The organism is Paracoccus sp. (in: a-proteobacteria), assembly GCF_046462195.1.
Taxonomy (GTDB): domain Bacteria; phylum Pseudomonadota; class Alphaproteobacteria; order Rhodobacterales; family Rhodobacteraceae; genus Paracoccus.
The window spans coordinates 1-4,882 of the sequence record NZ_JBKGUN010000196.1; the positions used below are offsets into that span (position 1 = coordinate 1).

The 4,882-nt window shown below is 60.8% G+C and carries 7 protein-coding genes and 2 pseudogenes; 1 reads left to right on the forward strand and 8 read right to left on the reverse strand.

Going from position 1 to position 4,882, the window contains the following annotated elements; translation table 11 throughout:
• A partial coding sequence (locus tag ACLHHB_RS11885; protein ID WP_410218494.1) for a hypothetical protein occupies nt 1–180 on the forward strand: 180 nt, incomplete at its 5' end.
• A gap of 948 nt (nt 181–1,128) precedes the next feature.
• Here ACLHHB_RS11885 and ACLHHB_RS11890 read toward each other — a convergent pair.
• The 8 genes and pseudogenes from ACLHHB_RS11890 to ACLHHB_RS11925 form a co-directional block, all read right to left on the reverse strand.
• Nucleotides 1,129–1,383: pseudogene (locus ACLHHB_RS11890) on the reverse strand (hypothetical protein); the annotation flags it as partial.
• 423 nt (nt 1,384–1,806) lie between these two features.
• The gene (locus ACLHHB_RS11895; protein ID WP_410218495.1) at nt 1,807–2,286 is read right to left on the reverse strand and encodes a hypothetical protein; all 480 of its coding nucleotides are present in this window, start codon (nt 2,284–2,286) and stop codon (nt 1,807–1,809) included.
• A 19-nt stretch (nt 2,287–2,305) separates the two neighbouring features.
• Nucleotides 2,306–2,536 (reverse strand): hypothetical protein, encoded by a 231-nt coding sequence (locus tag ACLHHB_RS11900; RefSeq protein WP_410218496.1) that lies wholly within the window; start codon nt 2,534–2,536, stop codon nt 2,306–2,308.
• A complete protein-coding gene (locus ACLHHB_RS11905; protein WP_410218497.1) occupies nt 2,524–2,736 on the reverse strand; it encodes a hypothetical protein in 213 nt (70 codons plus the stop codon). The genes ACLHHB_RS11900 and ACLHHB_RS11905 overlap by 13 nt, the downstream gene beginning before the upstream one ends.
• A gap of 109 nt (nt 2,737–2,845) precedes the next feature.
• The gene (locus ACLHHB_RS11910) at nt 2,846–3,247 is read right to left on the reverse strand and encodes a hypothetical protein (protein ID WP_410218498.1); all 402 of its coding nucleotides are present in this window, start codon (nt 3,245–3,247) and stop codon (nt 2,846–2,848) included.
• 177 nt (nt 3,248–3,424) lie between these two features.
• On the reverse strand, nt 3,425–3,658 hold the full coding sequence (locus ACLHHB_RS11915) for a hypothetical protein (protein ID WP_410218499.1): 234 nt from the start codon (nt 3,656–3,658) through the stop codon (nt 3,425–3,427).
• A gap of 15 nt (nt 3,659–3,673) precedes the next feature.
• Nucleotides 3,674–3,880: pseudogene (locus ACLHHB_RS11920) on the reverse strand (hypothetical protein); the annotation flags it as partial.
• A 499-nt stretch (nt 3,881–4,379) separates the two neighbouring features.
• The coding region (locus ACLHHB_RS11925; protein WP_410218500.1) for a hypothetical protein at nt 4,380–4,882 on the reverse strand (503 nt) is incomplete at its 5' end.

The window sequence follows — 4,882 nt, forward strand, 5'->3', positions numbered from 1 at the left end:
GCGCAGCACCTCATGACGTCCGGGACAGGAAGTGGGGCGCAAGCCGAATACCCCATCTGGAGCCTGGGGGCCGTGGCATGCGGCGCAGACGGCTGGATGATGCAAAGATCGCTCAATATGCTGGAAGCCCTGATGCCTAGTGAGCCGGAACAACAGGTTCTTCGATTGCTCACTAATTAACCACTTTCAGCAATTGTACTCGCAAGATCGTGGTCTTAGGAGTAGCCAATTGAATGGTTTTTTATGGAGTTGGCTATGAAAATGGCATTTTTGTCAGTGGCGTTCTGCACCGTTGCATCTGTCGCTAGCGCTGGTTGTTTTGATGCTGGAGGATATTCCTCTTGTACCACTGATAGCAGGGGTAACAGCCACGGCGTCAATGGTGCCGGGAACCAAGTGAAAGTGACCGGTCTGGGAGCCCGCAACGACGCAAAATGGTCGCAACACTCAAAGCACATGGGCCACACCGCAATCATTAGTGGCCCTATGACTAAAGGCAGCAACAACATCGGAAGCGGGATGAAAGGCAGTGCGGGTACTGGTTCTAACGGAAACAGTTCTATGGGCTGCAGGCTCTTTGGCGGCCTGCTTGGCAGCCTGTTTGGCTGCAACTAGGTGGCTGATCTTTTAGCTGCCAAGAAGTTCTTCAAATGTGAGGCAGGCGCAGTAGCTAGCTGTCCCTCAAGACAGAAAGCCTTGGCTACGCTCGGCGCACTGCGCACCAAGGCCCCTGTGCCCGAACGCGGGCGTCGCACATGCACGTGCGGGTGGGCGTGTCTTGCAGTTTTCCCGAACGTCAATACGGCGTCAGATCATCTTGGTTCCGGTAGCCTTCAGACTCCGTCTCCCGCAACACGACCGAGCTCTCAGCACCGAGACGGCGGCAGCTGGCGCACCGGACGCGTGACAGGAGCCAGTCGCGGTGCTTCCACTCCGGCAGGGCGATGACGCCCCGGTTGCCGCAGTAGCAGGTGAGCTCATATGCGGTGCGCATGCGAGCAGTTACATCACTTCGCCCACTACATTGATGAACTTATCATCCACCTTGAAGTAGCCACCCGTCAAAAGTCACGCTGGCCTTCATCATCATGCATGAGCAAAAAGGCCGCTCGGTTTCTTTCTGACTTTCTACAATTGTGCTAACAGCAACTTCCCATTTTTGACATGGCGAGCAGTAAGGTGGCGGGCCATTTTTCCGGACGGTAGTGCACGCGCAGGCACTGGCTGGTAGGCTAGATCTTCCAGTTCCGGGAACAGCTCAAGTATCTCGGCCCGCGCCGCTGCGCTCAGGGATTTCAGTGCTTCAGGGCCAGTGAACATCGACTCTGTTTGTGCACCGTTTGAGGTGACCACTTGATGCTGGTCAAACAGGAAGTGGAAGTAACAATAGTACCGTCTGCACGTCGATCAACAACGCGGGCGTCCCCGTGGTGTGACCGTTGATCGTCTCCGAAGAAAGATAGGCGTTAGAGTTCATCCAGTTCCCGGTTTCCTCTTGGATGGGCAGCGCCGCAATCATCCGCAATTTCGTGTAATCTGTCGCAGGATACTCTCTTTACGCAGAGGCGATCGAGCTGGACAGGTACCATGGGATCGTCGGCGAGGGAGCCAAACGATCGGACGGGGATTGTACGTCGGTCGGATCATAGGGCGCGATAGTATGCCTCTCCGGCGGCATGTCCGGGAAGGTTAGCGCCGTCGCGGAAGGTCACGTTGACATCAACCGACGAGTTGGAGGTGTCGATGCCTTTCAGGTTGAGACACTGTCCGTTTTCGATAACTGGCATTCGGGAACTGCAAGCGAACCTAGTCCGTCAGGTCATCCCCTTTGGACCAAGTGTAGATGACCTGGCTAGTATAGGCGACCTGACGCGTTCCGACGTTGATCGTCGCAGGGCGTTGGTTGACCGCGCGATTCACGATCACTGAGACCCGCTCCAGGCGGGTAGGCTCCACCGTGATGGGACTCCAAACCACGTCTTGCCCCGACGGCACGTCAAGGTTGGGAAGTGCCGAGAATGACGGGATCGTCAGAGGCACGGTCCGTGCCGGATTGTTCAGCGTGGGCTCTACAGGCGCAGGATCGACCGGAACCGCTGCCGGTTTCTCGCGAACGCTGACCCCGGAGAAGTCGCGATACGCCCCGGCACGGCCAACGCCGGACATGATCTGCAGCCAGTGCGTCGTCCAAATAGCCACGAAGTCGAAGCTGTGGTTCTCGTAGAGGTCTGCCCGTTCATAGCGGGTGGCTGCGGCATCGCTGTCAGCGTCCAGCACCTTGACCAAGTAGCCGACTCGTTGCCGGTCACATGGCCAACGTTGACCGCGTAGGTTTCGCCAACAAGTTGTTCAGCGGCCAGTTGGCGCGGGGCCACATCATGTCGGTCTGCGAAGTCAGGCGCAGATTGTCGTTGACGACCGAGGCCACCTGCAGCGTCTCACGATAGCCCGAAGGGTCACGTGCGGCTTTGGTCGCGGCGGTGTAGCTGGTCGATTTGCCGCCCGTCGGAGGGCTGAGAAGGCTCAGCACGGGCACCGGATCGGCAGGCTGCGGTCAGCAGGGCTCGGGTCCGCCGGTTTCGGATCAGTCGGTTTCACAGGGTCGGTTGGCTCAACTGGATCAGTGGGCTCGACAGGCTCCGGGTCAACCGGGGCGGCGTTCAGGTACTGCTGCAGGTCCGCGGCGGTTAACAGCAGGACCGCCAGCACCTCGCGCAGCTTTGCGTTGTCACTCATGGATGTGTCCTTTGGTTCGACCGGGCCGGGATCGACCGGGTCGTGCTTGGGATCGATGGGTTTGGGTTGATCGGCTTCGGGTCCAGATCGGCAGGCGTAGGATCGACCGTCAGCGGATCCACAGGGGCGGGCTCAGCCGGACGGCATTGGCCGGGTTGAAGGCCATGATCGCGCGCCCGCGAGGGCTGTCGTCCAGCGTGCGGCGACGGGCGCCCCAGAAGCCATGACGGCCGGGGCCGGGCACCGGGACAAACACGTTGAAGAATACGCCGCCGATCGCGCGGAAAGCCGTCAGAGCGCAGGTGTAGAGCGCGGCCATGTCTGCGGAATAGTGGAACCGCTCCAAGAATGGCAGCAATGTGGCATCCGCATCCAAGGTGGGATGCCACGGGACGATGTGTCTGTCGCCTTCGTACATCACCAGTTGCAAGTCAGCCAAATGAGCGACGGCTTTTTGGTACCGGCACTGCGCTTCTAGATCGGTGATCTCGCCCTCAAGCGCCGTCGGCATCTGCTGGAGCGTTTGCGTCTCGCCCTGCTGGCGCCAACCTTAGATGCGGGCCGTGCCTTCCTATGCGCTCGTCCCGTGGCCGAAGTAGCCCCTGACCACATGGCAGTCGAAGTATTCTGTCGGTTCCTTGCGCCGGGCCTGCATGGCGACCCAACGCGGGGCGTTCAAGATGCCGTCCTACAGCCCGCGCCATGCAGTGTGGGTGGTGATGACCTTCTTGTAGCGGCCCGTCATGCCTGCATAGACAGAGTCCAGCAGCATTGCCCTCTCGGCCGAGCGCCCGCCGTAGAACTGCATCCATCCGTTTTGCTTACAGTGATTTGGCCAGAGGCGAGCGGCTTCACGGTTCGCCCCTTGCGCCTGCTCGAATTGGAAGTCCCAGACTTCGGTCGAGTATTCGTAATGCGCCACCAGACCGGCCCGTAGGTTCTGGGCTGAGCTGCCTCCGCCGCCGCCACCTACAGTGACTGAAGTCTGTCCTGATGCGACGGCTGAAACGCCAGACAGCAGGCCACTCGGGCCGCCGGCTCCGGCAAATCCAGACTGCAAGCCCGCGCCACCACCCCCGGCAATCAGATAATCAACATCGCGCCCGGCGGAGAACGTGATCGAGCCGCCCCCGTACTGGTGAATTAGTGAACATCATGGGACGTCCCGTCGATGCTGACGGTCGAGACCGTCGCACCGAGGAGCCTGAGACAATGGGATAAGGCATCGGCTAGGCTCCTGTTCAGGCGGCGCCGGGAATGCCGGTATCGAGGGCCGCAGCGGTTCAGGTGTTACCGGTGGTGACTGCCTGCGTGGCGGACAGCGCACCGGTTGCCAGAAGGCGGCTGTTGGCCGTGTCCAAGATTGCCAAGGGGGAGGCAATGCCGGTCCCGGTGACGGAGCCGTTCGAGACTGCGGGGCGGTGACGCGGCGACCGGAGGTCGTGCAATCAGCGGGGCCGCCGACGGTGTAGGTGGTGCGGTTGCCAAGGCTCGCCGCGCCGGTCGCAGCGGCATAGGTCGCAGGCTCCGACGAGCAGATGTTGATGCAGTTGGCTTCAGCAGTCAGCGCGCTGGAGGCCGCTGTCGAGGATGCGGGGGTTCAGGTAAGCCATGGGATGCTCTTTCAGTTCGGGATGGAGACGTTACTTCCGCGCCTTCAGCCGCTTGCGGAAGGCCTTGCCGGCCTCGAATGCGTCCTTGCCGTCCTTGATCACCTGGATGATCTGCCGCTCCTTGTCAGGGTAGGCGGTATAGGGACGAGGAACGGCACCGCTGAAGGTGCCGCGCCGCTGGGCGAAGATCAGCAGGTAGAGCGGCAGCAGCGTCTGCATGACGGCGGCGATCTGTTCGCCGGTCCAGTCGATGCCTACAAGATTGGCCGCCGAGGCGATGGCATTGGCCACGGGGATGGCGTTCTCTCCCGTGAGGGTAGAGAAGGCGAGGTCCAGCGCCGTCAGCGAGGTCGGGACGATGCCCAGCCAGAAGCTGCGGGTTTTGGCGAAGAAGATCGGCACGGTGGTCTTGATGCTGTTAAGGCTGGCTATCCTTTGTGCCAGAGGGGAACGTTGAAGCCGGGGCAGGTCTTGGCTGCATATTCGTTGTGGCCGCTGATGCGGGTGATGCCGGTGCGTGCGCTGATCGCGTC

Coding starts and splice junctions, on each gene's coding strand:
- ACLHHB_RS11905 (WP_410218497.1), bottom strand. CDS start 2,736: ATGAGTGACAACGCAAAGCTGCGCGAGGTGCTGGCGGTCCTGCTGTTA.
- ACLHHB_RS11910 (WP_410218498.1), bottom strand. CDS start 3,247: ATGCCGACGGCGCTTGAGGGCGAGATCACCGATCTAGAAGCGCAGTGC.